This window comes from Arthrobacter sp. Soil782 (genome assembly GCF_001428435.1).
Classification (GTDB): domain Bacteria; phylum Actinomycetota; class Actinomycetes; order Actinomycetales; family Micrococcaceae; genus Arthrobacter_D; species Arthrobacter_D parietis.
Genome location: NZ_LMSO01000001.1, coordinates 611873 through 636054, shown reverse-complemented (window position 1 = coordinate 636054; position 24182 = coordinate 611873). Strand labels below are relative to the sequence as shown.

Annotated in this window: 25 protein-coding genes and 1 pseudogene; 11 read left to right on the top strand and 15 right to left on the bottom strand. The window is 64.2% G+C overall.

Features of this window, described 5'->3' with window-relative positions:
* Positions 1-149 precede the first annotated feature (149 nt).
* The 4 genes and pseudogenes from ASH00_RS03050 to ASH00_RS03035 form a co-directional block, all read left to right on the top strand.
* Positions 150-1541, top strand: a complete 1392-nt coding sequence (locus ASH00_RS03050; RefSeq protein ID WP_056544825.1) for a flavin monoamine oxidase family protein — start codon at positions 150-152, stop codon at positions 1539-1541.
* Entirely contained in the window at positions 1538-2599 is a 1062-nt protein-coding gene (locus ASH00_RS03045) for an agmatine deiminase family protein (protein WP_056544820.1), read from the top strand. The genes ASH00_RS03050 and ASH00_RS03045 overlap by 4 nt, the downstream gene beginning before the upstream one ends.
* A complete protein-coding gene (locus ASH00_RS03040) occupies positions 2599-4299 on the top strand; it encodes an amidase (RefSeq protein ID WP_056544818.1) in 1701 nt (566 codons plus the stop codon). The genes ASH00_RS03045 and ASH00_RS03040 overlap by 1 nt, the downstream gene beginning before the upstream one ends.
* Positions 4300-4328: 29 nt before the next feature.
* A pseudogene (locus tag ASH00_RS03035) lies at positions 4329-4958 on the top strand (aldo/keto reductase); the annotation flags it as partial.
* A gap of 18 nt (positions 4959-4976) precedes the next feature.
* Here the strand turns inward: ASH00_RS03035 and ASH00_RS03030 are convergent.
* Positions 4977-5327: an ArsR/SmtB family transcription factor gene (locus ASH00_RS03030; protein ID WP_056544815.1), complete on the bottom strand. Its 351-nt coding sequence runs from the start codon at positions 5325-5327 to the stop codon at positions 4977-4979.
* 89 nt (positions 5328-5416) lie between these two features.
* On the opposite strand from ASH00_RS03030, the gene ASH00_RS03025 reads away from it, so the two are divergent.
* On the top strand, positions 5417-5839 hold the full coding sequence (locus tag ASH00_RS03025) for an arsenate reductase ArsC (RefSeq protein WP_056544811.1): 423 nt from the start codon (positions 5417-5419) through the stop codon (positions 5837-5839).
* An 18-nt stretch (positions 5840-5857) separates the two neighbouring features.
* Here the strand turns inward: ASH00_RS03025 and ASH00_RS03020 are convergent, their stop codons facing one another.
* Complete coding sequence (locus ASH00_RS03020; RefSeq protein ID WP_056544807.1) at positions 5858-6406, bottom strand: heme-degrading domain-containing protein; 549 nt, start codon at positions 6404-6406, stop codon at positions 5858-5860.
* Between the two features lie 136 nt (positions 6407-6542).
* Here ASH00_RS03020 and ASH00_RS03015 point away from each other — a divergent pair, with 136 nt between their 5' ends.
* Both ASH00_RS03015 and ASH00_RS03010 read left to right on the top strand, forming a co-directional pair.
* The gene (locus ASH00_RS03015) at positions 6543-7586 is read left to right on the top strand and encodes an NAD(P)-dependent alcohol dehydrogenase (RefSeq protein WP_056544805.1); all 1044 of its coding nucleotides are present in this window, start codon (positions 6543-6545) and stop codon (positions 7584-7586) included.
* 163 nt (positions 7587-7749) lie between these two features.
* Entirely contained in the window at positions 7750-8133 is a 384-nt protein-coding gene (locus tag ASH00_RS03010) for a TFIIB-type zinc ribbon-containing protein (RefSeq protein WP_056544801.1), read from the top strand.
* Here the strand turns inward: ASH00_RS03010 and ASH00_RS03005 are convergent, their stop codons facing one another.
* From ASH00_RS03005 to ASH00_RS02995, 3 genes are all read right to left on the bottom strand, one after another.
* Positions 8134-9489 (bottom strand): permease prefix domain 1-containing protein, encoded by a 1356-nt coding sequence (locus ASH00_RS03005; protein ID WP_056546551.1) that lies wholly within the window; start codon positions 9487-9489, stop codon positions 8134-8136.
* Positions 9489-9851 carry a PadR family transcriptional regulator gene (locus tag ASH00_RS03000; RefSeq protein WP_056544798.1) on the bottom strand — a complete coding sequence of 121 codons (363 nt, stop codon included), beginning with the start codon at positions 9849-9851 and terminating at the stop codon, positions 9489-9491. The genes ASH00_RS03005 and ASH00_RS03000 overlap by 1 nt, the downstream gene beginning before the upstream one ends.
* Positions 9852-9947: 96 nt before the next feature.
* Positions 9948-10958: a pirin family protein gene (locus ASH00_RS02995; RefSeq protein ID WP_056544795.1), complete on the bottom strand. Its 1011-nt coding sequence runs from the start codon at positions 10956-10958 to the stop codon at positions 9948-9950.
* 167 nt (positions 10959-11125) lie between these two features.
* Here ASH00_RS02995 and ASH00_RS02990 point away from each other — a divergent pair, with 167 nt between their 5' ends.
* Positions 11126-12526, top strand: coding sequence for a hypothetical protein (locus ASH00_RS02990; RefSeq protein WP_056544792.1), 1401 nt, complete (start codon positions 11126-11128; stop codon positions 12524-12526).
* A 19-nt stretch (positions 12527-12545) separates the two neighbouring features.
* Here the strand turns inward: ASH00_RS02990 and rbsD are convergent, their stop codons facing one another.
* The 6 genes from rbsD to ASH00_RS02960 all read right to left on the bottom strand — a co-directional run bounded on the left by rbsD (position 12546) and on the right by ASH00_RS02960 (position 18475).
* Positions 12546-12929 (bottom strand): D-ribose pyranase, encoded by a 384-nt coding sequence (rbsD, locus tag ASH00_RS02985; RefSeq protein ID WP_056544789.1) that lies wholly within the window; start codon positions 12927-12929, stop codon positions 12546-12548.
* The gene (locus ASH00_RS02980) at positions 12926-13879 is read right to left on the bottom strand and encodes a ribokinase (RefSeq protein WP_056544787.1); all 954 of its coding nucleotides are present in this window, start codon (positions 13877-13879) and stop codon (positions 12926-12928) included. Before ASH00_RS02980 ends, rbsD begins: the two co-directional genes overlap by 4 nt.
* Positions 13876-14817 (bottom strand): substrate-binding domain-containing protein, encoded by a 942-nt coding sequence (locus tag ASH00_RS02975; RefSeq protein WP_056544783.1) that lies wholly within the window; start codon positions 14815-14817, stop codon positions 13876-13878. Before ASH00_RS02975 ends, ASH00_RS02980 begins: the two co-directional genes overlap by 4 nt.
* A gap of 61 nt (positions 14818-14878) precedes the next feature.
* A complete protein-coding gene (locus ASH00_RS02970) occupies positions 14879-15862 on the bottom strand; it encodes an ABC transporter permease (RefSeq protein ID WP_056544780.1) in 984 nt (327 codons plus the stop codon).
* Positions 15855-17420 (bottom strand): sugar ABC transporter ATP-binding protein, encoded by a 1566-nt coding sequence (locus tag ASH00_RS02965; RefSeq protein WP_327019681.1) that lies wholly within the window; start codon positions 17418-17420, stop codon positions 15855-15857. Before ASH00_RS02965 ends, ASH00_RS02970 begins: the two co-directional genes overlap by 8 nt.
* Positions 17417-18475 carry a LacI family DNA-binding transcriptional regulator gene (locus tag ASH00_RS02960; RefSeq protein ID WP_235563134.1) on the bottom strand — a complete coding sequence of 353 codons (1059 nt, stop codon included), beginning with the start codon at positions 18473-18475 and terminating at the stop codon, positions 17417-17419. The genes ASH00_RS02965 and ASH00_RS02960 overlap by 4 nt, the downstream gene beginning before the upstream one ends.
* Before the next feature lie 168 nt (positions 18476-18643).
* On the opposite strand from ASH00_RS02960, the gene gdhA reads away from it, so the two are divergent.
* Positions 18644-19984, top strand: coding sequence for an NADP-specific glutamate dehydrogenase (gene gdhA / locus ASH00_RS02955; protein ID WP_056544777.1), 1341 nt, complete (start codon positions 18644-18646; stop codon positions 19982-19984).
* A 59-nt stretch (positions 19985-20043) separates the two neighbouring features.
* On the opposite strand, the gene ASH00_RS02950 is transcribed toward gdhA, so the two are convergent.
* Both ASH00_RS02950 and ASH00_RS02945 read right to left on the bottom strand, forming a co-directional pair.
* Positions 20044-20346 (bottom strand): DUF4193 domain-containing protein, encoded by a 303-nt coding sequence (locus ASH00_RS02950; protein WP_056544775.1) that lies wholly within the window; start codon positions 20344-20346, stop codon positions 20044-20046.
* A 148-nt stretch (positions 20347-20494) separates the two neighbouring features.
* Positions 20495-21568, bottom strand: a complete 1074-nt coding sequence (locus ASH00_RS02945) for an Ldh family oxidoreductase (RefSeq protein WP_056544773.1) — start codon at positions 21566-21568, stop codon at positions 20495-20497.
* Positions 21569-21875: 307 nt separating this feature from the next.
* Between ASH00_RS02945 and ASH00_RS02940 the strand changes: the two genes are divergently transcribed.
* A complete protein-coding gene (locus ASH00_RS02940) occupies positions 21876-22082 on the top strand; it encodes a hypothetical protein (RefSeq protein ID WP_056544770.1) in 207 nt (68 codons plus the stop codon).
* A 142-nt stretch (positions 22083-22224) separates the two neighbouring features.
* On the top strand, positions 22225-22620 hold the full coding sequence (locus ASH00_RS02935; RefSeq protein WP_056546542.1) for a RidA family protein: 396 nt from the start codon (positions 22225-22227) through the stop codon (positions 22618-22620).
* A gap of 40 nt (positions 22621-22660) precedes the next feature.
* Here ASH00_RS02935 and ASH00_RS02930 read toward each other — a convergent pair whose 3' ends face one another.
* Both ASH00_RS02930 and ASH00_RS02925 read right to left on the bottom strand, forming a co-directional pair.
* A complete protein-coding gene (locus ASH00_RS02930; protein ID WP_056544767.1) occupies positions 22661-23503 on the bottom strand; it encodes a PhzF family phenazine biosynthesis protein in 843 nt (280 codons plus the stop codon).
* A 65-nt stretch (positions 23504-23568) separates the two neighbouring features.
* On the bottom strand, positions 23569-24132 hold the full coding sequence (locus ASH00_RS02925) for a dihydrofolate reductase family protein (RefSeq protein WP_056544764.1): 564 nt from the start codon (positions 24130-24132) through the stop codon (positions 23569-23571).
* Positions 24133-24182: the final 50 nt, after the last annotated feature.

Here is a 24182-nt window from a genome sequence, read left to right as displayed (position 1 = left end):
GGAAGCATGGGAAAACATCGGTATGACGACGGCGGCGCAACAGTGGCGAGGCTACAGGGCTTTTCAAACCGAAACCCTTCCTCTACAGTGGTGGACATAAACGAATGTGATTCGTTTTAGCACGGCGCCACCCGTGTGGAGAGGACATCATGAGGATTATCGAAAGCGACGTCGTCGTCGTTGGTGCAGGACCGTCAGGACTGACTGCAGCGAGGGAGCTGCGGAAGGCCGGCCACTCCGTTACCGTTCTTGAGGCGCGGGACCGCGTGGGCGGCCGGACCCATACCGATGTGATCGACGGCGCTGTCCTGGAACTCGGCGGACAGTGGGTGTCGCCGGATCAGGAGGCGCTGATCGGCTTACTCAATGAGCTCGGACTGGAAACCTACTCGCGCTACCGCGAGGGTGAGTCCGTCTACATCGGAGCGGACGGCAAGGCCGTCCGGTACACCGGCGAGATGTTCCCCGTGAGCCGCCGGACGAGCGCGGAGATGTCACGGCTTATCGATGAACTGGACCGCCTGGCTGCCCAGATGGATCCCAAGGCTCCGTGGGAGCACCCGCAGGCCAGGGAGCTGGATACCGTTTCCTTCCATTCCTGGCTCCGGCAGCAGTCGGATGATGAGGAAGCCTGCAACAACATCGGCCTCTTCATCGCGGGCGGCATGCTCACCAAGCCGGCTCACGCTTTCTCAACGCTGCAGGCCGTGCTGATGGCCGCGTCCGCCGGCTCGTTCTCGAACCTGGTGGACGAGGACTTCATCCTCGACAAGCGTGTTGTTGGCGGAATGCAGTCGGTGTCAGAGCGCATCGCAGCGGAGCTGGGGGAGGACGTCGTCCTGAACAGTCCCGTCCGCACCCTCCGCTGGTCGGAGAGCCGGGACGGAACCACCACGGTGACCGCCATCTCGGAAAGCGTCACCGTCAACGCGCGGTACGCCGTCATGGCCGTTCCGCCGAACCTGTACTCGCGGGTCTCCTACGAACCCCCGTTGCCGCGCAGGCAGCATCAGATGCACCAGCACCAGTCACTGGGCCTGGTCATCAAAGTGCACGCCGTCTATGAGACGCCGTTCTGGCGCGAGGACGGATTGTCCGGCACCGGCTTCAGTGCAGGGTCGATTGTGCAGGAGGTTTACGACAACACCAACCACGAAGACTCCCGCGGAACCCTCGTTGCCTTCATTTCCGATGAGAAGGCCGACGCCATGTTCGAACTCTCCGTCGAGGACCGGCGCCGGCAGATCCTCGAGTCCATCGCCGGGTTCCTGGGACCGAAAGCCCTGGAGACCGAGGTGTACTACGAGTCGGACTGGGGCTCCGAGGAATGGACCCGGGGCGCCTACGCAGCCAGCTATGACCTCGGCGGCCTGCACCGCTACTCCAAGCACCAGCTGACCCCGGTGGGCCCCATCTACTGGTCCAGCTCCGACCTCGCGGCCGAGGGCTACCAGCACGTCGACGGCGCCGTTCGCATGGGTCAGCTGACCGCCCGGACGCTGACGACGGCGCTTCAGAAGCAGCGCGCTCTCATCGGATGAACGCTTCACTGACCGCCATCACCGTCATGCCCGCCGAGTGGGAGCGGCATGAGCGCACCTGGATGGCCTTCCCGCCTTCCAATGACACGTTCGGCGCACCCGATAGCGAGAGCCTCGGCCGGGCACGCGCGGCCTGGTCCCGGGTGGCCCGGACCATCGCCCGCTACGAACCCGTGACCGTCCTCGCGGATCCGGCCGACGCCGAGACTGCCCGCACACTGCTGGGAGCCGAAATCGCGGTGCAGGAGACCGAGCTGGACGACGCCTGGCTCCGCGATTCCGGGCCTACTTTCGTCCATGCACCGGACGGTTCCACCCGCGCCGTGAACTGGATTTTCAACGGGTGGGGAGCCCAGCACTGGGCGGCGTGGGACAAGGACCAGCACGTCGGCCGGGCGGTCGCCGCGCACGCCGGCGCCGCGGTAGAGGACAGTGCGCTTGTGAATGAGGGCGGCGGTTTCCACGTCGACGGCCGCGGAACGGTTCTGCTCACTAAGACGGTCCAACTCGATCCCGGACGAAACCCGGGCGCCACGAGGGAATCCGTCGAAGCAGAGCTTCACGCCCGTCTGGGCACCCGGCACGCCGTCTGGCTGCCGCGCGGACTCAGCCGCGATTATGAGGAGTTCGGCACCCGTGGCCACGTGGACATCGTCGCCGCGTTCACGCCGTCGGGCGCTGTTCTCCTCCACAGGCAGGACAACCCTGAACACCCCGACTACGAGGTGACCCGTTTCCTGCGCTCCGAACTGGAGAGAGCAGCCGACGCCGATGGTCACCCTCTGGAGATTATCGACGTCCCAGCCCCCACGGTCCTCACCGACGACGACGGCTTTGTGGACTACTCCTATATCAACCACTACGTGGCCAATGGCGCGGTGATTCTGTGCGCCTTCGATGACGAGAACGACGCCGTTGCCGCCGACATCCTCGGCCGCGCCTACCCTGGGCGCACCGTTGAATTGGTCGACGCCCGCGACATCTTCTCCTTCGGCGGCGGGATCCACTGCATCACCCAGCAACAGCCGGAGGCGCGCACTTTCGAGGGCGGCCGCTGATGGGTTTCAACGTCGTCGAAGCGGGCATCGCGGATCTTCGCGCGGCACTCGAGACCGGCCAGGTAACCAGCGAGGAGCTCGTCGGGAGCTACCTGAACCGCATTGCGGTCTATGACAAGGCGGGCATCCGGCTCAACTCAGTCGTCGTCATGAACCCGGCTGCGCTGGAAGAAGCGCGGGCCTCTGACCGCCGCCGGCAGAAGGGTGAAACCCTCGGTCCGTTGGACGGCATCCCGTACACCGCGAAGGACAGCTACCAGGCTAAGGGGCTCACGGTCGCCGCCGGCTCCCCGGCGTTCCAGGGCCTCATCGCGCAGCAGGACGCGTTCACCATCGAGCGGCTCCGCGGCGCCGGTGCCATCCTGATCGGTCTCACCAACATGCCGCCCATGGCCAACGGCGGAATGCAGCGCGGCGTTTACGGACGGGCTGAAAGCCCCTACAACGCTGACTACCTTCCCGCCGCTTTCGCGTCCGGCTCCTCCAACGGATCCGGCACCGCGACGGCCGCCAGCTTCGCCGCCTTCGGCCTGGCCGAGGAGACGTGGTCATCAGGCCGTGCTCCGGCGTCGAACAATGGACTGTGCGCGTACACGCCCTCGCCGGGTGTCATCTCGGTGCGCGGAAACTGGCCGCTCGTGCCCACCATGGACGTCGTGGTTCCCCATACGCGCACCATGGCGGATCTGCTCGAGGTCCTCGACGTCATCGTCGCCAACGATACCGAGACCCGCGGCGACTTCTGGAGGGTCCAGCCCTGGGTTTCCATTCCGCGCGCCTCGGAGGTGCGTCCGCCGTCGTACCGGTCGTTGGCCGCTGACCGCAGCGCACTGAAGGGGAAGCGCTTTGGCGTGCCCCGCATGTACATCAACAAGGACAACGACGCCGGCACTGCGGCAACACCCGGCATCGGTGGCTCCACGGGCCAGCGGATCGAAACGCGCCAGTCGGTCATCGAACTCTGGGAGGCAGCGCGGCGGGATCTGAAGAACGCGGGCGCCGAGGTGGTCGAGGTCGACTTCCCCGTAGTCTCCAACTACGAGGGTGACAGGCCCGGTGCGCCGACCATCAGCACCCGCGGACTCGTCAGCCCCGAATACCTCAAGCACGAGATCGTTGACCTGTCCGCCTGGGCCTGGGAAGACTTCCTACAGGCGAACGCTGATCCGCAGCTGGCATCACTTGCCGACGTCGACGGCGCCGCGATCTTCCCTGCGCCGGACGGCGCACTGCCGGACCGGTATAACGGCTTCGACGACGACATCGCCGACTACCCGGACGTCATCCGCCGGAGCGGCGCGATGTCTCTGGCCGAAATCCCTCACCTGGAGGAAGGGCTTCGCGGTCTGCAGGAGACCCGCCGGCTGGACCTACACGACTGGATGGATGAAAACGGACTGGACGCGGTCATCTTCCCGGCAGCTGCCGACGTCGGCCCTGCGGACGCGGATACCTCCGTCACCTCCGCGGACCTCGCGTGGCGCAACGGCGTATGGGTGTCCAACGGCAACCTGGTGCCGCGCCACCTGGGCATCCCGACGGTCACCGTTCCGATGGGCGTGATGGCCGATCTCGGGATGCCGGTGGGCCTGACTTTCGCAGGAAAGGCGTATTCGGACAACGAGCTGCTGCGGCTGGCTGCTGCCTTCGAAGCAACTGGCTCACGCCGGGTAGCTCCACCACGAACGCCGCGGGTCTGACCGGTCGGTCATATAGTCGAGCCATGGAACAACTGCATTGCCCGCCTACTGCTGTGTACGGCAATTCAGAAGTGTATGACGCCCTGGATACCCTGGTGAGCGAGGGCGTCATCCGCAACTACGGCGTCAGTGTCGAGCGGACCGAAGAAGCTATGGAAGCAATCAAGCGTGGCAATACTGCGACGGTGCAGATCATCCTCAACGCCTTCCGTCTCAAACCGCTGGATGAGGTGCTTCCTGCAGCGGTGGCAGCGGGTGTCGGGATCATCGCCCGCGTTCCGCTGGCCTCGGGGCTGTTGTCCGGGAAGTACACGAAGGACACGGAGTTTCCAGAGGATGATCACCGCAACTACAACCGCACGGGTTCAGCGTTCGACGTCGGTGAGACGTTCTCCGGTGTGGATTTCGAGACTGGTCTGGCGGCAGTTGACGAGTTCAACGGGCTGGTTCCGGACGGCGTGAGCACCTCTCAGGCGGCTCTGGCGTGGGTCGCTGCCCAGGAGGGTGTCACCACGGTGATTCCGGGCGCCCGGACACCGGCACAGGCGCGGGCAAATGCTGAAGCGGCCTCGGAAGCCACTCTCGGAAATGAAATCAGCGCGGGTGTCCTGGACATCTACGACCGGTACTTCAGGGAGGCCGTCCACCCGCGTTGGTAGGAGCGCGGGGCAGCAGCGTCAGAGCGACGCGAGCAGCCCCGTCACCCTGTCCAGTGCGCCGGGAACCAGGGAGTAGTAGGCCCAGGTTCCTCGCTTCTCGCGGTTCAGCAGTCCGGCTTCGACGAGAATCTTCAAATGGTGGGAGACAGTCGGCTGACCGAGGTCCAGTGGTTCGGTCATGTCACACACGCAGGCCTCGCCTGACTCTCCCGCCTTCACAATGGACAGCAGCCGCAGCCGGTTCGGATCCGCCAGGGCCTTGAACACAGCTGCCCGCTGCTGCGCATCTTCGAGGCTGATCCCGGGTTGTTCCGCGGGAGGGCAGCAGGACGCGTCAAGGCTGGTTTCCGTGGTTGGCGCAGTGCTCATGAATCCATTATGCACCGACGGATTGACATCGATCGATATAGCTGGTTCGATTCATATCGATCCTCATCAATTCTTATCGGAGACCCCGGATGACCACTGAACCGCCCAAAAAGCCCTCCGTCCTGTTCGCTTGCGTCCACAATGCCGGCCGCTCGCAGATGGCGGCGGCGTTCCTCACTACCCTGTCAGAGGGTGCCATCGAGGTTCGCTCGGCCGGGTCCCAGCCGGCCGGGAAGATCAACCCGTCTGCGGTGGAAGCCATGGCGGAGGTCGGGATCGACATGAGCAGTGAGATTCCGAAAGTGCTCACCACCGAGGCGGTGCAGGAGTCCGACGTCGTCATCACCATGGGTTGCGGCGACGAGTGCCCGTACTTCCCCGGCAAGCGCTACGAGGACTGGGTGCTGGAGGACCCGGCAGGCAAAGGTGTCGAATCCGTCCGGCCCATCCGCGATGAAATCCGCAGCCGCATCGAAGGGCTCATCGAGTCCCTGATTTCCGCCAACAGATAGGTCCGCCGTCGGCCAAAGTTAGGTCGTGGCCTTCTTCTTGCGCCGACTGAACTTTGTCAGCGCTTCGACCACGAGCTCGTGGTCCGCTACCTGCGGCAGCCCCGAAACGGTGACCACGGCCACCGGCCCCGTTCCACGCACGTAGACCGGGAACGCGCCGCCGTGTGCTGCGTACCTCGACTGGTCGAACCAGCCGTTGTCTTCCATCCGTCCGCCGCCGCGCCGTCCGCGCAGGCCCAGCAGCAGAGAGGGAATGCCGAAGCGCTCGGCAGTCCGTGACTTTCGCTCGACCCAGGCGTCATTATCCGGTGTGGCGCCAGGCAGCGACACATGGAACAGGATGTGCGCTCCCCGCCGGATATCTACGGCCACTGGCAGTTCACGTTCTGTCGCCAGCTCCACGATCAGCAACCCAAGCGTAAGCGCATCCTCCTGGCTGAACCTCGCCAGCTGGAGTTTGCGGGTTTCCTCCTCAACGCGCTCGATGAATGCTTCGAGGGCGGAGGGGGACTGCTCGCCGCGTGCATCCGGATCAAAGTCGGCCGCGGAACTCTGGTTTTCAGTCACGGGTGGTCTCTCTCCTTCGGCGTCGGACTCAATGTACGAGCCTAGCGGAGTTAGGGTTCCGGAATACCTGTTGGCCTGCGTACGTTGCCCAGCACTGAGACCGAATACGTCACCACGATCCCCAGGAGCTCTATCCATGCCCATGACCGTTTCCGCTTACGCCGCTCCGTCGGCCACCGAGGACCTCGTCCCCACCACTATCGAACGCCGGGATGTTGGACCCGACGATGTCCTGATCGACATCAAGTTCGCGGGCATCTGCCACTCGGACATCCACACGGTCCGAGGCGACTGGGGGCCCCAGCAGTTCCCGCTGGCTCCGGGACATGAGATCGCCGGAATCGTCACCGAGGTTGGCGCCAACGTGACCAAGCACGCTGTCGGCGATCGCGTGGGAGTCGGCTGCATGGTCAACTCCTGCCGCGAATGCAAGAACTGCCTGGCCGGCGAGGAGCAGTACTGCCTCAACGGCAACGTCGGCACGTACGGCGCAGTGGACCGCGACGGCACTATTACCCAGGGCGGCTACTCCACCCACGTTGTGGTGACCGAGGACTTCGTTCTCCGCATTCCTGAGGGCATCGAGCTCGACGCCGCCGCACCCCTTCTGTGCGCAGGCATCACCACCTTCTCGCCGTTGCGGCACTGGGGTGCCGGTCCGGGGAAGAAGGTAGCCGTCGTCGGCCTCGGTGGGCTGGGCCACATGGCCGTCAAGCTGGCTCACGCCATGGGCGCGGAGGTGACGGTTCTGTCCCAGTCGCTGAAAAAGCAGGAGGACGGCCTGCGTCTTGGCGCGGATGCGTATTACGCGACGAGCGATGAGAACACCTTCACGGAACTCGCCGGCTCCTTCGACCTGATCATCAACACGGTCAGTGCGTCACTGGACATCAGCGCTTACCTCGGACTGCTGAGCCTCGATGGCGCGCTGGTCAACGTTGGCGCCCCGGCCGAGCCGCTGCCCGTTCAGGCATTTGCGCTCATCGGCGGCCGGCGGTCCTTTGCCGGCTCGATGATCGGTGGGATCCGCGAGACCCAGGAGATGCTCGACTTCTGCGCTGAGCACAAGCTCGGTGCCGAGATCGAGGTCATTCCGGCCGACAAGATCAACGACGCCTACGAGCGCGTGCTGGCATCCGATGTGCGGTACCGCTTCGTCATCGACACCTCGACGCTGTAGTAGTTCCAGTAACCGCAGGCGGCCTGCCCGAGCATTCATCGCTTGGGCAGGCCGCTTTTTCGTCACCGAACGGATTAGCACGCATTGGGTAGGGACAAGCGACCGAATGACCTACGTTTGAGCTACACAACTGATCGCAACTCACTCAATGCAGGAGGAACCCATGCTGTGCCCGGTGGACAAGATTGAACTCGTGATGTCGGAGCGAAGTGGTGTGGAGATTGATTACTGTCCCACCTGTCGCGGAGTCTGGCTGGACCGGGGGGAGCTCGACAAGATCATCGACCGCGCCGGCGCCCTCACCGCGCAGCCTGCCGCCCGCCCGCACGCACCGAGCGCACCGCCCATCGCCCCGCCGCTGCCTTCCCCGCTGCTGGGAGCCGAGCGCAGGGATGATGACTACGGCCGTAGAGATGACGACTACCGACGCCGGTACGACGACGACACCCGCCGCTACAGCAACGACCGCCGGGGCGAAGACCAGTACGGACGCAAGCCCTACCGCAAGAAGAAGGACAACTGGCTAGGCGAGATGTTCGACTTCTGATCAGCTGAAGCCGAAAACAGGCGGAAAAATCACGACGACGACGGCGGCCCACGCGCCATAAATGGGAAGGTACCGCGTCTGCCAGTTTTCGACCTGCCCGAATGGGCGCCGTCCCTGCAGGAACCCGACGGTCAGCCATGCGGCGCGCACTAGGTGCACCAATAGCAGGAGGTTGAGGCCGAGGGCGGCGATCTTGTTGGGGCTGAAGCCAAACTCGGCGATGCGGGTGAGCATCGCGGTCAGCATGACGGTGTCCACCGCGATGGCTGCGACGACGAGGACGAGCTGCAGGCCATCGAACAGGCCGGGTCGTGCCAGGGAGTCCCGCGCGGAGATCGAATACAGCAGTAAGGACAGCACCAGGATTAGGATCGCGTCCATGAGGATGAGCAGCTCGCGTTGGAGGCCCACCAGGCCGCCGGCAGCGGCGATGACGCCCAGGAGCGCCAGCAGCATCACAATGGTCAGCGGTGTGAAGATGCGCGTGAGGACCGGAGCGATGTTCTCGACGACGTTCTGTTTGGCTTCGACAAGCCAGGCCGCCACCACCAGTGCGCCCGGCACGGCAAAGGGCAGGATCCACTCGGCCAGGACGGGTTCGAAGTCGGTGCCGATGAGCGTGAAGGCGCCGAGCGTCAGGCCACTCAACACGGCGCCGCCGAGGGCAAGCAGGGTGTAGTAGATCGCGAACTCGCCCGTGAAGCGGACAAAGTCCATGCGGCGGCTGTCGGAGCGCCATCGCCCGCCGACGTACGCCAGCCCGGCCAGCAGCCACAGGATCACCGGAGCATGCAGCACCGCGAGTAACTCCGTGGACCCGCCAACGGAGAACGGATAGATGTTGAGGGCCGCGGCGAGGACACCGTAGGGGATCAGCAGTGCAAGGCCGACCCGCGGTGTCAGCCGCCGCTTCCACGCGAAGTAGCCGGCGATGAAGGGGAATACCAGCAACCCCAGGTTCCGTGCGAATACGTTCTCGTTTTCGATCAGGAGGAACCCAACCTTGACTGCGATCCCCGCACCCACGGCCAGCGCGAGAACGACTGCCAGCTCGCGCCACGCAGGGGTGCCGCCGTCGTCGTCGGGTGTTTTCTCCGGAAGGAGGACAAGCTGCTTCCACAGCCGGTCTGAGTGTTCGCGTGCGAATTCCTGCGAGACGGCGTCGAGGTTTCCGAGACGCTTGATCGCAACGAGGAAGGCTTCCTCGTCATCAAGTCCGGTGGCTTGACGCTCGGCGATCTGTTCGCGGAGGTGGTCTTCGAGCTCGTCGACGTCGGCGGGGGAGATGGCCTGGCGGCGCTGAACGTAGCTGCGCCACCGGTCAATCTGAGCCTCCAGCTCTGCATGAGCTGCCATCACGCCCACCCCTCTGTCACTGCCGGTGGCGTGGGGGAGGCGTGCCAGACCTGCCGGAGTGCGTCGGCCACCACGGTCCACTGCTGCTGACGTTCAGCGAGAGCTTCCCTGCCGGTCTGCGTGATGGCGTAGTGCTTACGACGGCGGCCGGCGTCCGAGGTGCCCCACGTTGCGTTGACGTAGCCGAACCGCTCCAGCCTGTGCAGGAGTGGATAAAGCATGCCGTCGGTCCACTGCATGCTGCCGCCGGACAGCTCGCCGACGCGCTTGAGAATGGCGTACCCGTAGAGATCGCCCTCCGCGAGGATGCCCAAGACGAGCGGGGTGGCGGAGGCCGCCACGAGGTCTTTGTCGATGCGCACTGCTGCTCCACATACCTAGAGGTGTTAGGTGTATGAACCATAGCAGTGCTAGGTATGGCTGCTGCTTGCAAGAGGGAAGGGCGAGCGGCGTCGTTTTCAGGCGCGGGGACGCAGTTGGACTGCGGGCATCGTCGGTGCCGGCAGCGGGTCCGGCTGACCGGAGGGGAAGGGGCCGAAGCGCGGGTAGGGGGCGCCGTCGTCGTACTTTCCGGTGTTCGACAGGGCGGGTTCTGCACCAATTTCCGCTTGCCAGGCAGCGCGGTAAGCGACCACCTCTTCATGCGAGCGGCCAACGAAGTTCCACCACATCACGATCTTCTCGCCCAGCGGTTCGCCGCCGATCAGGATGAGCCGTACCGGATCCGTCCCGGCCTCGACAGTGAGGGACCGCTGCCCGACAGGCAAGTAGGCAAGATGGTTCACCGGTAGCTGGGACCCGTTGAGGGTCAGATCACCGGCATCCAGCAACACGCCGTACTCGAACGCCGGGTCCAGCTGCAGCTCCAGGGAGACGCCGGACTCCAGGTTGACCTCGGCTGCCAGCAGCGGCGGCGTGTGCGTTTCGACAGGGGAAGCCGCACCCGCCAGAGAGCCGATGAAGACGCGCAGCATAGTTCCGTTACCGGTTACCGGCTCCGGTTCGTAATGCTCAAACGTGGGCGGCATGTGCCGGGTTGAATCGGGCAGGGCGTACCAGAGCTGCACACCGTGCAGGAGCGAGGTGTCGGGAGTGGAAAACTCCTGGTGCGAGATTCCGCGGCCGGCGATCATGAGGTTGACCTCGCCGGGACGCACCAGGGCGTCGGCGCCGGAGGAATCGCGATGGCTGATTCCACCAGTGAAGAGCAGGCTCACGGTGGCCAGGCCGGTATGCGGGTGCCGGGGGACCTTCATTCCGCCGGAGGCGGACACCGGGTCCGGCCCGTAGTGATCCAGAAAGCACCACGACCCGATCAGGCTGCGCCGGCGCTGTGGCAGTGTCCGGCGCACGGTCATGGCTCGCGGCCCACCGAGCGGTACGTCACGGGGGACCAGCAACTCGGCGGTGGAGGGTGCCCGATCCCCGCGGCAGACGATCTCCTCAGGATGCACGTCCAAATTGGTCATGCCTTCCCTCCGATCAGGTAATTTGGTTCTCACTGAATGGTCTCAATGAATTATCTCGATTGCATCCTCGTCTTCCAGCTGACTGCACGATATCTGCCCACAGCGCTGCGATGACGAGCCGGCGGTGCCTCAGCGGAAAGCGGTCTCATCATGTCTCAGGGTGACGTATGACGGCGGTGTGGGCAGCCATCCGGTCTTCACTGGCGATGGCACTGGCTCTGCTGGTGACACAGGGAGCCGGCGGCCCCTCTGCGTGGGCAGTGGCACCCGCCAATGAATCCGGGGTAGTCGGCAGGCAGAGCCAGGTGCAACCCTTGGCGCCGACGGAGTTGGAGGATGGGCGATACTTCGGGCCCGAGCTTGATTGGTCCGGTGCTGATGCGGCCGGGTATGTGGACCAAACCCGCGTGACGCCGTCGTTCTTCAGCAGGCCGTTCTCCTATCCGCTGCAGGAAGCCCTCGTGCGGGACCTCCGTGACACTGCGCTGCAGGCTGCCACGCTGGGTTCCGCCGTTGTTGTCACCCTTGAACCATCGAAACCGCTCGCCGAACTCACCCAGAATGACGCCACGGACCTTGCTCAGGTGCTGGAGTTGGCCGGCGAAGAGTACGGCACCGCCTTCTTTGTCCGGTTCGCGCCGGAAATGAACGGTACCTGGTATGAGTGGGGGCAGCAGCCGGAGGACTATGTTTCGGCTTTCCAGACCGTCGCTTCGGCGGTGCACGCCGGTGCGCCGTCCGCGGCGATGCTGTGGGCGCCCTCGTACGCAGCGGGCTATCCCTTCACGGAGGCATACGGCGCTCTTGACGACGGCGAGGCGGAAATCGTCGAGGCGCTCGATACCAACGGCAACGGGTTGGTCGAGACCGGCGATGACCCCTACCGGCCCTATTACCCGGGTGATGACGCAGTGGACTGGGTGGGTCTGAGCATGTACCACTACGGCAGCTACGAACCCGGTGCGGTTGCGGACATCGACGATCCCCGCGAGTATTCAGGAGCGATCATCACCTCCGTTCTTCCCGAGCAGGACAAGTTCCGGAGGCAGCTCGAAGGAACGTACGGCATGCCGCCCGGAGCACCGACGATCGATTTCGCGAAGGAGTACGGGGCGGAGCGGGGCCAGCGCTTCTTCGTGCAGACAGCTGCGCTCTATGACCCGGCGGACCCCGACAGCGCAGAAGAAACGGACATCAAGACGGCGTGGCTAGAGCAGCTTTTCGATCCTGCCATCGCCGAGGAATATCCCGAGATCGGGATGATCTCGTGGTTGGAGCTTGTCCGTCCGGAGCCTGAAGCGGAGGGCCGAACCGTCGACTGGCGGCTGGGAGCGGAGGAGGCAACCTCGGCAGCCCTGCGGCAGACACTTGAGGAGGCCCCGGATGTCCTCCTGGCCCCCGTCGTCGACCAGTACGTTCAGGAGGAAGCCAGCGAGACGGCGGCTGAGGTGTCAACCCAAGGTGTGGGCACCACCGTAGTGGTGTGGGTTTCCGCTGCGGCCGTCGCCCTGGTGGTGCTCTGGCTGGTTGCCATGGCTGTTCGCCCGGCGAGGCGTCGTCAGGACTGATTCAAGAGCTTGTCGAGCTTTAAAACGTCACCCCGCAGCGCAGCGCCGCATTCGCGTACGAGGTTGCCTCGCCCGTCCGGATAATGAGCCGTGCCTCCTCAAGCAGAGACTTCAACTCCTGATGACTCACGAACCCAGGGGACAGACCTTCGCCGCGTACAACGTCTTCAACGACGGTCCCGGATGCTTCCGAGGCGATGACAGATCCCTCGATCTCGATGTCGGCCATCACCGCACGCAGCACCTCCGCGAACGTCGGCGTGCCTTTCACGAGTGCCAGGTCGACGACGGCGGCAGACTCGGGAAGCGGCATGCCGCAGTCAGTGATCATCACCAGATGCCCATGGCCCAAGGTGGCAAGCCGCGCGTTGATCGGGCCGTTCAATAATCCGCTCTTCTTCATGCCTGCGCTCCTTTCGGGGTTGCTGCCCCGGGCAGGGCATCACTCTGTGATGGGTAGGACGGCTGCGCTCCTTCGGATCCGACAGCGAACGCGCCGACCCTCACAGCGACGGCAACGGCTACGGGCAACGCGTCTCCGGCAACCAACCGAGCGGCCAGCGCACCTACAAAGGCGTCACCCGCCCCGGTTGTATCGACGACTGCCACTGATGGCGCCGGAACCTCCAGCACCCCCGAGGATGTCGCCAGCAGGGCACCGGCCCCGCCCAGGGTCATCACCACGGAGGAGAAGCCGCAGCCAAGCAGCGCGCGGGCAGTGTGAGCGTGGTTCGAAGGTTCCGAGCCCACCGGCTCAACAGCGCCGGTCAGTTGTTCCAACACCAGCGCGCCCTCATGCTCGTTGACCACCAGCGGATCGGCGCGCAGTAGTGTGTCCCGATCGAGCTCGATCACGGGCGCCAGGTTGATCAGCACCCTCCCGGTTGCGCACGCAACCGCCACCGCGACCGAAGCGGCAGGGATCTCGCCCTGCAAAACCAGCACACCGGCATCGGAAATCAGGTCCGCAGCTGAGGTAACCAGCGCAGGTGTCACTTCCCCATTTGCACCGGGGATGACAACGATAGTGTTCTCGCCGTCGTCGTCGACCTCCACAATGGCGACGCCGGTGGTGGCACCGACGCGCTGCACACCGTCAGTATTGACGCCGGCGGAGAACAGGCCCGAGAGTGCGACGTCGGTGTAGGCATCCTGCCCCACGGCGCCGATCATCGTGGTGGGCGCACCAAGCTTCGCCGCAGCTACGGCCTGGTTGGCGCCCTTGCCGCCGGGCATCACCGTCATGGTCCGGCCGAGCAAAGTTTCGCCCGGCTGGGGGTGGCGTTCCAGTGTTACTACGAGGTCGGCGTTGATGGACCCTACAACGACAACGCCCGGCGGCTGGGTGCTCATTCGGTGAATTCACCCACGTTCTCGGAGTTCACGGTGGTGACCGGAACGGGGATGGTAGCTTCGACGGTTTCACCGGCAAGAAGCTGCTCGAGGACCTCGACGGACCGCTTGCCGAGCTCGGCGGGCTGCTGCGCGATAGTGGCGGTCATCGTGCCCGCTTCAATGGCGGCGAGTCCGTCCTCGGTCCCATCGAAGCCGACAACCTTCACCTCTGAGCCCGCGCGGTCGCCGAGAGCCTGGATGGCGCCCAGTGCCATCTCGTCATTTTCGGCGAAGATGCCTGTCACGTCGGGGTTGGCCTGCAGCAGGTTGGTGGCGACGTTGAGCGCCTCGGCGCGGTCGAAGTTGGCTGTCTGCTTGGCAACTACTTCAATGTTCGGGTATGCGGCGATGCCCTCTTCGAAGCCGGCGCCTCGGTCACGGCTGGCGGAGGTTCCGGCGACGCCCTGGAGGACGATGACCTTACCTTCCTCGCCCATCGCTTCGGCGAGTGCGTCCGCTGCCTGGCGTCCGCCGGCTACGTTGTCGCTGGAGACAAGGGACTCAACCTCGGCCCCGTTGACAGCGCGGTCCACCGCTACAACGGGGACGTCGGCATCGATCAGCGGTGCAACGGCGGCGGCCGCAGCGTCGGAGTCAACCGGGTTGATGATGACGCCGTCGGTACCGCTGGTAGCGGCAGTAGCGAGCTGGTTGGTCTGGGTTGCGGAGTCGTTCTGCGCGTCGACTACTTCGAGCTCGATGCCCGCCTCTTCAGCGGCGGCTTCAGCGCCGTCACGCAGTTCGACGAAGAACGGGTTGTTCAGGGTGGACAGGGCGAGGGTTGCCGACGTCGATCCTTCAGCACCTTCCTCGCCGCGGTTGCAGGCAGTGGCGGAGAGCGCGAGTGCCAGGGACATGGTGAGTACTGCTGCCTTGCGGGGAGCGGAGAACTTCATTGTTGTTTCCTTTGCTTGGATTGGGACTTCTCGGATTTCCTGAACGTATTCAGTTGTGGGTCTAATGCGGCTGATTCTTGCGCCGCAGTGAGTCGATTCCGACGGCTACCGCGATCACCAGGCCGATGACCACCTGCTGCCAGAAGGAGGAGACATTGAGGAGGTTGAGGCCGTTGCGGATCACCACGAGGACCAGCGCCCCGACCAGCGTTCCGCTGATGCGTCCGATACCGCCCGCGAGCGAGGCACCACCGATGACGACGGCGGCAATCGCGTCGAGCTCGTAGCCCACCGCTGCCTGCGGCTGCGCCGAGTCGAGACGGCCGGACAGCAGGAGCCCGGCGAGCCCGGCGAAGAGGCCGGAGAGCGTGAACACGGTGACGAGGACCTTGCGGACGGGAACACCGGAGAGCCGTGCAGCTTCCTTGTTACCGCCGACGGCGTACATGTAGCGGCCCATCACGGTGAAGTTGAGGATGAAAGCGGCGACCAGACCGGCGACGACGAGGACGATGATCGGCATGGGAATGACACCGAGATCGCCGCCGAGGAATGAAACCTCGGGTGCGGTGCCGATGGGCCGTCCTTCGGAGATAACCAGGGTGAGTCCGCGGGCAATGCTGAGCATGGCGAGGGTAGCGATGAAGGAGGGAAGCCTGCCGTACGCGACGGCGAAACCGCTGACGGCGCCGCTCAGGGCACCGATGGCGAGCCCGCCGATCAGCGCGATCCAGCCGGGCATGGACCCCTCGGAGAAGATCCACGCCGACCCCATCGCGGAGAGCGCTGCAACAGATCCCACGGACAGATCGATCCCGGCGGCCACGATCACGAAGGTCAGACCGAAGGCGAGCACCGCGATCACGGATGCCTGGATGCCGATGTTCAGCAGGTTGGGGCCGGTGAGGAAGTCCGGCGTCGCGATGAACAGCGCCAGGCCGAGGACGAAGAGGCCCACCAGGGCGCCGTTGTCGGCGAGGAACCTGCCGATCCGTGAGCCGCCGCGCGCCTTCTTCGGCGCCGCCGCGGTTGCAACCTTATTCATGACCGTCCTCCATCAGCTTGTCTTCTAGATCGCGCTGTACATCGCGCACCGCCAGCGACATCACGGCATCCTGCGTGGCGTCGTCGGCGTTTAGTTCACCGGAAATATGTCCGCCGCTCATCACCAGCACCCGGTCGCTCATGCCGAGCACCTCGGGCAATTCGCTGGACACCATGACGACGGCGCCGCCTGCAGCGGTGATTGCGTTCATCAGTTCGTAGATTTCAACCTTGGCGCCGACGTCGACGCCGCGGGTCGGCTCATCCAGCAGGAGCACTGATGAATTCGCGACGATCCAGCGTGCGAACACTGTCTTCTGCTGGTTGCCGCCGGAGAGCGAGCCCACCACTTGGTCGAGGTTGTGCATGCGAATCCGCAGCTTGTCAGCGACGTCCTCTGCCCGCTTGCGCTGGCCGGCGCGGTCCACAAGCCCGGACTTGGCGGTCGTTGAAAGCGTGGCGTAGCCAATGTTCTCGTTGACCGGCGCGCCGAGCACCAGTCCATGTGCCTTCCGGTCTTCCGGAACATGCCCGACGCCGGCACGAATGGCCGCGCCGATGCTGGACTTTGGCAGCTCCTTGCCACGGACGCGGACGGAGCCGCTGGCGTAAGGATCAACGCCGGCGATTGCCCGGATGACCTCGGTACGGCCTGCCCCCACCAGCCCGGCCAGGCCGACGATTTCGCCGGCCTTCACGGTGAAGGAGACGTTGTTGATCGTTCCCTTGGTGGAAAGCCCGTTGACTTCGAGGAGGGTGGCGTCCGGTCCGTCGTACTCGCGGCGGCGGGGAAACTGCTGTTCGATGGATCGGCCGACCATGAGACGGACGAGCTCATCCTCATGGGTATCCGCTGGGACCTCGGCAACGAATTCGCCGTCCCGCAGAACCGAAACCGAGTCGCCGATGGCGGCGATCTCATCCAGGTGGTGAGAGATGAAGACCATGCCGACACCGCGTTCCCGGAGATCCTCCACCACCGAGAACAGAGCGGCGATCTCACGCTTGGTGAGAGCCGCCGTCGGCTCGTCGAGGATAAGCATGCGGGCATCGAGGCTCAGCGCTTTCGCGATCTCGACCAGTTGCTGTCGGGCGATTCCGAGTTCGGCTACCTTGTGGTCAACGTCGATGTCCAGACCGATCATGGCCAGCGCCTCACGTGCGACCTCGCGCATCTTCTTCCGGTCTACGAGCCCGAAGCGCCGGGGGATGCGTCCCATGGTGATGTTCTCGGCGACGGTCATTGAGCCCACCAGGTTCAGTTCCTGGTGGATGGTGGCAATGCCAAGAGCCTCGGAGGCGTTGGTGTCCGGCAGGCGGACTTCCTTGCCGTCCACGAGGATGCGGCCGCCGTCGGGCTGGTACACGCCGGCCATCATCTTGATGAGAGTTGATTTGCCGGCGCCGTTCTCTCCGAGGAGCACCTGCACCTTGCCGGGGTAGACGTTGACGGTCACACCTTTGATGACCGTCACTGGTCCGAAGGATTTGATGACGTTGTCGAGCGTCAGGATGGGGTTGTCGGTCCCTGGGTTATCGCTCATGGTGCTATCGCTCACGATGTGAGGCCTCCTGAAAGGGACGGGGTGGAACCGCGGACAATGAGGCGGCTGGGAAGGATGACCGATTCCGGGGATTCACCGGCGATCACCTGAGTGAGGAGATCAACGGCAAGGCGGCCCATGGCGTTGACGTCATGGGCAATGACGGTGAGCGCGGGGTTGATCAGGCTGAAGGCCTCGATGTCGTCATAAGCGACAAAAGCGAGGTCCGTACCGATGGTCAGGCCGCGTTCGTTGCAGACGCCGACAGCGCCGATGCTCATCAGGCTGTCCGCTGCAAGCAGGGCAGTCGGAGGGTGGGGGAGTTCGAGCAGGTGGTGGGCTCCGGCGGCACCACTGGCGGACTGAAAGTCACCGAAGAAGATGAGGTCGGCGTCGTCGTCGGCGTGTGTGTCCGCGAGGGCGGACTGAAAGGCGGCGAGACGTTCCCGGCCTGTGGAGGTGGACTGCGGGCCGGCGATGTAGCCGATGCGGCGATGCCCACTATTGGTCAGGTGGCGGACGGCTTCCCGGACGCCGGTGACGTTATCGGGCGTCACGCTGGGGACGGTGGTGTCCGGGATGACGCGGTCCACGAAGACGGTCGGCACTCCGCTGTCCAGCACCGACTGCAGATCGGTGACATTCCCCTGCGGTGCGGCGATGAGGCCGTCGACCCGCTGGGTCAGCATGATGTCGAAATACCGGTCCTGCTGATCGGCGTCTTCATTCGCGTTGCCGAACAGCGTGAGGTACTTGAAGTCACGAGCGCGCTGTTCCACGGCGTGGGCAAGGTCCGCGAAGAAGGGGTTCCGGACGTCGGGGAGGACCAGTCCGATGGTCTGGGTGCTGGTCTTGCGCAGCGACCGCGCCTGGGCGTTGGGCCGGAAACCGAGCTTGGTCGCAGCCTTGCTGACCGCGTCGCGGGCCACTTCAGAGGTAGACGGATGCCCTGAGAGTACGCGGGATGCGGTGGCTACGGATACGCCCGCCATGTCGGCGACGTTTCTGATCGTCACTGATCGCATCTGTGCATTCTCCTGATGGTCGATCTTCGATGGAATCGTTTCCATGGAATCGATTACAAACTATGGCACAGGTCACGAAGCCGGGTCAACAGGTGTTGCGGAAGCGAAATGCAAGCTGACTCCGGTGCTCGTTCACATGAAGGAAACATTCGGAGGGCGCTTTCCTCCGGCGCTATCCTTTCCCGGGTACCTCAGCAGCGATAGGAGAGTCGAATGGACTCGACAATAGAAGCGATCCGCAACGACGTAGTACGCCGGAACCCCGGTGAAACGGAATTCCACCAGGCCGCGGACGAGGTCTTCGATTCCCTCGGCCCGGTGCTCAAGAAGCACCCCGAGTTTGTCCAGGCCTCCATCCTCGAGCGGATCTGCGAGCCTGAGCGGCAAATCATCTTCCGCGTGCCCTGGGTCGATGACGCGGGCAAGGTCCGCATCAACCGTGGTTTCCGCGTCGAGTTCAACTCCGCACTCGGCCCCTACAAGGGCGGCCTCCGCTTCCACCCGTCGGTATACCTCGGGATTGTCAAGTTCCTAGGTTTCGAGCAGATCTTCAAGAACGCGCTCACAGGCATGCCAATCGGCGGCGGCAAGGGCGGATCCGACTTCGACCCCCGTGGCCGCAGCGACGGCGAGGTCATGCGCTTCTGCCAGTCATTCATGCTGGAGCTCTACCGTCACATCGGGGAATACACTGATGTGCCCGCTGGGGATATCGGCGTGGGCACCCGCGAGATCGGTTACATGTTCGGCCAGTACAAGCGGATCACCAACCGCTATGAGTCGGGCGTTCTGACCGGCAAGGGCACTGGCTGGGGCGGTTCGCTGGTTCGTCCGGAGGCAACCGGCTTCGGTGCCGTCCTCTTCGCCAAGGAGATGCTCGCTACCCGCGGCCTGAGTTTCGAGGGCCAGCGCGTTGTTGTGTCCGGTTCCGGCAACGTGGCGCTGCACGCGATCGCCAAGGCGCAGTCGATGGGCGCCAATGTCATCACCTGCTCGGACTCCTCCGGTTACGTCGTCGAGGAGCAGGGTATCGACGTCGAACTCCTCCGCGACATCAAGGAAAACCAGCGTCTGCGCGTCAGTGATTACGCCGAGCAGCGCGGGTCAGGAGCGGTGTTCGTCCAGGACGGTTCCATCTGGGATGTGGACGCGACCGTCGCGCTGCCGTGCGCCACCCAGAATGAATTGGACGACGTCGCCGCGAAGCGCCTGCTCTCGCGCGGACTTATCGCTGTGGCTGAGGGCGCGAACATGCCTAGTACGCCTGACGCGATTGAGTTGTTCCAGGATGCGAAGATCCTTTTCGGTCCGGGCAAGGCAGCAAACGCCGGAGGTGTGGCGACGTCGGCTTTGGAGATGCAGCAGAACGCCAGCCGCGATGCGTGGACCTTCGAGCACACCGAGCGGCGGCTTGAGGAAATCATGGCCAACATCCATGAGCGGTGCGCTACCACGGCTGACGAGTACGGACTGCCGGGCAACTATGTTGCGGGCGCCAATATCGCCGGTTTTGTGCAGGTTGCCAACGCGATGCTGGCGCTCGGGGTCGTCTAGCGGCCGTGATGTTGCCTAACCGCCCGGTGAGGTGTTTCTTACCGGGCGGTTACACGGAACTATCCCTCGCAGTCGGCGCAGTACTTGTTGCCGTTCTTTTCCCGGGCGAGCTGTGAACGGTGTCGAACCAGGAAACAGGACATGCAGGTGAATTCATCCTGCTGTTCCGGGATGACCTGTATCTGAAGTTCCTCTTCGAGGACAGCGCCGGGCAGATCCAGGCCTTCAGCTGTGTCTGTCTCGTCTGCATCGATCGCCGAATTTTGAGTTGAGGCGCTGCGCTGGGCTTTGAGTGCCTCCAGCGACTCGTTGGCCGGCTGATCCTCTTCGCGTACGCGCGGTGCGTCGTAATCCGTAGCCATGGGTGCTCATTCGTCCTTTGCTGCTTGAGGTGCTGCAACAGGCTACACGTATTTTCTGGACACAGCTGCGGGGAGGCAGCAGGGAGTGTCTTCGACGGGTCACATCCGCCACGGGCGAACACTACAACCAACGATTAACCGGCCGGACTCACAAGTGAAAAGGTGCCTCGTTCTGGTCACAGATGTCACGAATGTGCTCCACGAGCCCGTCACTAAGTGGGATGCCGGACTCCAGCCGTTCCGTGCGGACAGTACGTTCAATATCCCCGGGCACCAGCACGGGGCGGTCGGCTGCTGCCGGAGGCTCCGCACGGAGCAGATCGACGATCTGCGACACCGATCCCGCGAACTGCTCCGGCGCTCCGAAAAACGCGGGATCGATCACCAGGCAGAAGTGACCAATGTCATTCGGATCCGACGGCTCCCTCAGTGGAGCGAAAGTTGCACCGGCAAGTGCACCGGCCAGGATCTGGACCATGAGCGCGAGCCCGTATCCCTTGTGGCTGGAGAGCTGCTCCGTCCCGCCCAATGGGCTCAAACCGCCCTCCTGCTGATCCCGGAGCTGGCTATAGCCCGCGTGGGAGTCGGTGACCGGCCGTCCGGCGCCGTCCAGCACCCACCCGGCGGGCAGCGGCTTGTCGAGGTAGTCATACACCTTCACCTTGTTCATCGCGACGGTGCTGGTGGACATGTCGAGGAGGAACGGCTCCGCTGTGTTGGCACTGGGGGCCGCGAAAGCCAACGGGTTGGTGCCGAGCACAGGCCTGGAACCGCGGGTGGGAACCACCGTCTTGGTAGGGGTGGTCGAGGTGACGAGCCCAATCTGACCGGCTTCCGCGGCGATCCTCGCGTAGTAGCCAGCCGCCCCGAAGTGGTGCGACCGCCGCACGGTCACAACTCCGACGCCGGTCTCCCGCGCCTTGGAGACGGCGAGCCGCATTGCGGTCACCATCGCTGAATGCCCAAGATTGTGCCCGCCATCGACGACGGCGGTCGACGCACCCTCACGCTCGATCACCGCTTCGGCGCGGGCATCGAGCTTCCCTGCATCGATGAGCCGCTGGTACATGGGCAGCATGGAAATCCCGTGGGAATCGATGCCCGCCAGATCGGTATCCACCATCACTTCCGCGGTGATCTCCGCACGCTCCGAAGCCATACCCCACGCGGAAAGTACCGCCAGAATCTGCTGCCGGACAGTGCCTGCTGAGTACTGCGTCATCGGTGCCTCCCGCGGCCTGGTTCTACTTCATCCCTCACTGACAACACTAGGACGAAACCCCGCTACGCCGGCGCAGCAAGCTTACGACGGCGGTACTCGGTTGGGCTCACTCCGAACCTGTGGTGGCGGGGGTGACCGCTGGTACGTCCGATACCTACGGATTGGTGCGGTTGGCGGGATCCGGGCTATTACTGGCTAGGCTCGTCGTGACGGTCGGCGTCAACGTCTCGCTCAACAACAAGCTCGCCCGAGCACCTGGCGCAGGGGATCCAGCAGAAACGTCACCTCTGACCGATAGGCTGGCTCCATGATTTCGGCGACCGAAAAGAACACTGCGCCGATACTCATCGACGTCGTCTCGGAGGACATCTCGGGCTGGGATATCGTGGCCAACCTGGGGCCGTTCGCCATTTTGGCCGCGACGTGCGAGACAATGAGACTGTCACCAACCGACAGCAAGCTGGACAAGGAAACCCCGAAGTGGGTCAAGGACCTGGCCGCGAAGCCGCTCTGATAAGTCTGCCGAAGCCCCCGGATGGTTTGCTCCTCTCCGGGGCTTTCTGCTCTCCGCATGGTCTGCACGCCGGAGACTGGAGGCGGCTCCGCTTCTAGGCCAAGGAGTGCACTGCTCGCTACACCTGCCTAAGGTGAACGTCATGCACTCCAAAGAAACGATCAGACAGATTAACGCAGCCGGGCTGATGCCCCCGCGTGGCAAGTACAGTCACGTCACCATCGCTCACGGCACTGCCTACATCTCCGGTCAGTTGCCCGTGAACAGCGAGGGGGAGCCGGTTACTTCCGAGAGCTTCGCGGTGCAGGCCAAACAAACGCTGAGCAACCTCGACGCCTGCCTGGCATCGGCGGGACTTGAACGAACCAGTCTCGTCCAGGTGCGGGTGTACCTGACGGATATGTCCAACTGGAAAGAGTTCGACGAGATCTATGGCGAATGGATTGGTTCACACCGCCCTGCCCGAGCCGTCGCAGGGGTGAACGCGCTCAATCACGCAGCGGCGCTTGAAATGGAAGCCACCGCCGTCGTCGATTAGCGCCACCAGCTCGTCCGAAAGCAGGCTGGCCCCGCAAAGATCAAATCTCGGCAGTTCCCCGGAAGCACGTTGTCGTGGCGCCGCCCACCCAGACGGTGCCGTCGTCGTCGGCTGTGATGGTGATGTCTCCCGCCCTGCCCAGCCGGGAACCCTGCGACACCCGGTAGCTGCTCGGCATCCCACCGGTGGCGGTCAGCCACTGGCCCACCGAGGCGTTCATGCTTCCGCACACCGGGTCTTCGGGGACACCAAGGGCGGGAGCGAAGGTCCGCATCTCGTAGGCATGCTCGGAACCTTCGGGATGGGCGCCGACCGCACCGATCATCGCCGTCGGAATCCGCGACAGATCAGGTTCCAGATCGAGCACCTCCTGCGCGGTGGCCAGCCGGATGACCGCCCAGCCCGGCCCGTTGTCCACCCACTGGTGTGAGAGCACCTGGTCCTCCCGGATGCCGAACGCGGCGACGATCTCTGCGAGGTACTCGCCCTCCAAGTTCCCGGTGCGTCGCGTGGGCGGAGCGGCGAAGGACAGGATCCCGTCGCCGCGCCGGACATTGATGAGCCCCGCCGTGCACTCCTGCACAACCAGGTCATCGCGCCGCGGTGTGCCGCCGCCCTCAAGCCAGGCGTGCGCTGAACCGAGAGTCGGATGACCGGCGAACGGAAGCTCACCTCCCGGTGTGAAGATCCGTACGCGGTAGTCCGCTTCCGGATTGGTGGGCGGCAGCAGAAACGTGGTCTCAGAGAGATTGGTCCAGCGAGCCACGCGCTGCATCGCGTCGTCGCTCAGCCCCGCACCATTCAGTACGACGGCGACTGGATTTCCCAGGTACGGAGTCGGAGAGAACACATCAACTTGTGCAAAGGGACGGGAGGAAGTCATGCGAGGAAGTCTGTCAGGACTGCGCGAAGGAGACCAGCCTCGGCCCTCTCTGGCCGGATAAGACGCTAGTGATCGTTCATGTACCGCAGCAGAACCACGCCGTTGCTGAACGTCCTTGTCTCCTCGAGCTTGAGGTTCAGTTGGACCTTGGGGTCTTCGAAGAGCGGCCGGCCTTTCCCCAGCACCACTGGATGGACGCAGATGCGATACTCGTCCACCAGACCGAGCCGGAGAAAGCTGGCTGCGAGGTTGGCTCCGCCCAGCGCGATATCGCCGCCGATCTGCGCCTTCAGCTCGGCGATCTGTTCAGGAACGACGTCGGAAATCACCGTCGTGTTCCGGCCCGCCTCCGAGAGGGTCCGCGAAAACACATACTTGCGCGCATCCCGCCAGATCTGTGCGAACTCGATTTCCGGTTCGGAGGCATCCGGATTCTGGTCAGCGGTGGGCCAGTACTCGGCCATCAGCTCATGGGTGACGCGTCCGTCGAAGAAACCGGCCATCGCGCGGCACTGATCGTTGAAGTAGCGGTGGAGCTCCTCGTCCACCCGGTGCCAGCTGATGTCCCGGTCGAGCCCTTCGAAGTAGCCGTCCAGGGAGACGGACATCATGAGGATGATCTTGTTCATTCAGGAACCTCCGGAGGCAGCGGGAGGCGACAGGGCCGTCGTCGTACTGT